The sequence below is a fragment of the Deltaproteobacteria bacterium genome (assembly GCA_020845775.1).
In the GTDB taxonomy this organism is placed as follows: domain Bacteria; phylum Bdellovibrionota_C; class UBA2361; order SZUA-149; family JADLFC01; genus JADLFC01.
In genome coordinates this window covers 1-3,144 of sequence record JADLFC010000038.1, presented here as the reverse complement: position 1 = coordinate 3,144, position 3,144 = coordinate 1, and the positions used below count along the sequence as shown (strand labels likewise).

Genomic DNA, 3,144 nt, shown 5'->3' with positions numbered 1-3,144 from the left:
CTCTTATCCTTTTAGCTACTCCAGTTTAACGCTAAAAAACGCTTGCGGCAGCTTTAATACGCGCGACACCTGCTGGCTGGCGAAATACATATTTTGCTAGGCTTCCATACACAAATTGCGCTATCCTGATAAATACAAACCACTGCTAGCAAAAGATTTGTCTTTAATATTTTGTATTTTCCATTGCAGAGCTTTTTTATGCACCATATTCTGAACAAATTTTTCTCGGCTTGTTTTCGGAATAATTGGTCAAGCCATTTCGTTGTTATGGCGATATTTCTACTACTAACTGCTAACTCGGCTTCCGCTCAAAATGTGCAAATTACGGGTTTGGTGGATTTTAATTTTGGGACATGGAATGTTGGAACAACAGAACAGGCTAGCGATGGAGTTTGCATTCATAAATCTGGTACCGGTGCACGTACATACTTAGTTACGGGAACAGGAAGTGGAAGTGGGGGAGATTACACCATAGCCTCCGGTGCTAATGAGCTGGCCTATACCTTGGAATGGGACGGGGGTCCAGGGGGATTTAAATCCCTTGTCCCCGCAACATCGAAAACGTTTAGTGGAGCTAGCAGATCACAGACATGTAACGGTGGAACAAATGCCGAGATGAGGATTACATTTGACGTAGCCGATCTCGATGCTGCAATTCCGGGAGATTACTCGGGAAGTTTGACTCTTTTGATTGAGCCAATCTGAACTTAGGCATATGTGAGATTTAGAAAAGAGAGAGTAAATATTAAGGACTAGTCTATGAACGTGTCGATTTCAAAATACCTATTAATGGGCATTTTTTGTATTCTATGTTGCGGGACTTCCGCTCAGGCTCAAATAAGCGTCAATTCAGCTATCCTCTACTTTCGTGGAAATGAGCGACCAATTCAGAACGTCATTGTTTTTAATTCTAGCGATGCACCTATGGCCATTGCCGTCGATCCGCAGGTCGTTATCGATCCGGGGCTTAAAACCGAGCGATTGGAGCCGACAACTGATCTTATTGCCACCCCTAAGCGCTTCTCGGTTCCCGCGAAAGGTCAACGCACTGTTCGCTTGCTCTTAAAAAAACCATTAGGTCAAACAGAACAGGTATATCGCATGGCATTTGAACCAAAATCTAAAGGGTTTTCTAAGGACGAAGAAAAGATCAGCAGCGTTAAAACCTCGATAAAAGTTATAACTACAGTTGGGCTTCTGATACTTGCTGATCCGATTCCATTTACTCCCAAACTCGAATGGAATCGTTCGGGGGATAAGATACTGTTTACAAACAGCGGTAACGCAAACATCTTCCTTGAAAGTGGTCAAAGTTGCATAGGAAGCGACTCTAATTGTTCCGAACTCCCGTCTACACGACTATACCCTGGCAACACTTTCGAAGTGACGGCCCCAGCAACGAGCGTTGTTAAGTTTCAAAAAAGGACGACTCGACAAGTTGAAAGCATTGTAGTCGACTAGCACAGCGGATAGTTAAAAATTGTGACATATAACGTCGCCAAGTTCGAGAAAATACTCTACTTTCTCTGAGTCAGGTAGTTCTATGCGGCAATGGTACTGTTCACTTTCAATGGTTAGCTCTTCGCGTTTGTCGTATGTTATCTCTGCCTGAAATGTGCCATCTTCCTCTGTTACTGTATATTCAGCGAGTCCTTTTATCCGTTGCCACGGAATTGGAACTCCCTTTTCGTCGATGAGGCGTCCGAGAGCAATAAAAAGTCTACTGGCCTTCCAGCTATACTTAGCAATATTCCCGGGAAAAAGCGTCGTAACATACGTGCTCGTATCATAGTGAACGAGGTCTGCGTCAGTCGTCGGGCTAATGCTAAGACTATACGTGTGATATGGCGACAATTTTATTACTTTGCTTGTCCCAGCTTTCATAGAGCTATAAGGGCGTCCATTGACCAGAATATCAAATATACTGTCAGTAGTGTCACTGTCGATTTCAACTATAACAAGCGAGCCGTCTAACTGAGGCCGCGTAACTGACACATCTCCCGTATGTGACATGACAAATGCAGTTTCTGCATTAAGTCCAGCCGATGTGCTCTTTGTGCCCGACGAGCGAGAGTCTCGAACAGAGACCTCGGAACGCAGAATATCATTAAAATGTTCTAGTTCGACTAAATTAGTGACAAGAGTGTCGCCTTGTTTTTCGTCGCCCGTATTGGTGGTTTTTCGTTGAACATTATCGCTTAGCTGAAACCGCGTTTGTTTGCCCAATGTGTCCTGCTTGTTATATGCAATCGTATTTGTCAAAGATGCTTGCTGGGATTCTGCTTGACTGCGGTAACTGCCACTGGAACTCGTTGACCAATCATCCAGTTTCCAGAGAAACGCGAGTCCAACTTGAGCTTCATCTCCGTTTTGAGTATTAAAATAGGACGCGTCGAGTCTGACATTCATGTCTCGCTTTTGGTAGAGGTTCCAGTTAAGTACTGAGCCATAGGCGAATCGCGTTTCCTCGCCAGTAATTGCGCGATTTGCTGACAAACGGAAGCTGAGGTCGCCAAATTTTCTACTAAGGCTTGCCGATAAAGTAGATTTATTTGCCGTTAGCAAAACTGGCACATCGCTCTGATTTGTCGTGCTAGACAAAGGAAGCAATATCGGCTCTATTTCTCCCGATTCAAGCATATCATCCACTGTTTCGACTGGCGGCTCAGCGAAGTCAAAACCAGAGAAGCTATGTGTTGCATGTATATCCAAATAGACATCAAACAAGCTGCCAGCTGCCATAATATCTACAGCAGCGTCCTCATCGGACGAGTAAAGCGCTCCCGCTCCCAACACAACGGCACGCCAAACTGCAAGCGATTCGGCAGTGAAAATCTGAGACTCGTCAGTTCCGGATAATGACGTATTTAATTGGAGAATGTCTGTTGCTCTCCAGCGAGAGCCTACCTCAAAAATAGGAATTGACTGAACATCCAATTGATTCCTAAACATACCACCTTGAGCAAAATAAATTGGATATGAGCGCAGTGAAAGTAACCCAGATTTAGTAAAAAACCTACTTTCACGACTAACGCTCCCATCGTCTTCGGTAATTACAATATCGACATCATAACTTCCTTGGGGAAACGCCACGGTATTTATTTCCTGGAGTCCGTAATCGAGCACCTGCGAAGAGAGCAATCG

3 protein-coding genes are annotated in these 3,144 nt (G+C 44.3%); 2 read left to right on the top strand and 1 reads right to left on the bottom strand.

What is annotated here, in order from left to right; translation table 11 throughout:
* The first annotated feature begins 267 nt into the window (after positions 1 to 267).
* A complete protein-coding gene (locus tag IT291_02615) occupies positions 268 to 705 on the top strand; it encodes a hypothetical protein (GenBank protein MCC6220112.1) in 438 nt (145 codons plus the stop codon).
* A 54-nt stretch (positions 706 to 759) separates the two neighbouring features.
* On the top strand, positions 760 to 1,461 hold the full coding sequence (locus tag IT291_02610) for a fimbria/pilus periplasmic chaperone (protein ID MCC6220111.1): 702 nt from the start codon (positions 760 to 762) through the stop codon (positions 1,459 to 1,461).
* Between the two features lie 12 nt (positions 1,462 to 1,473).
* On the opposite strand, the gene IT291_02605 is transcribed toward IT291_02610, so the two are convergent.
* Positions 1,474 to 3,144: CS1-pili formation C-terminal domain-containing protein (locus IT291_02605; GenBank protein ID MCC6220110.1), on the bottom strand; the 1,671-nt coding region annotated here is incomplete at its 5' end.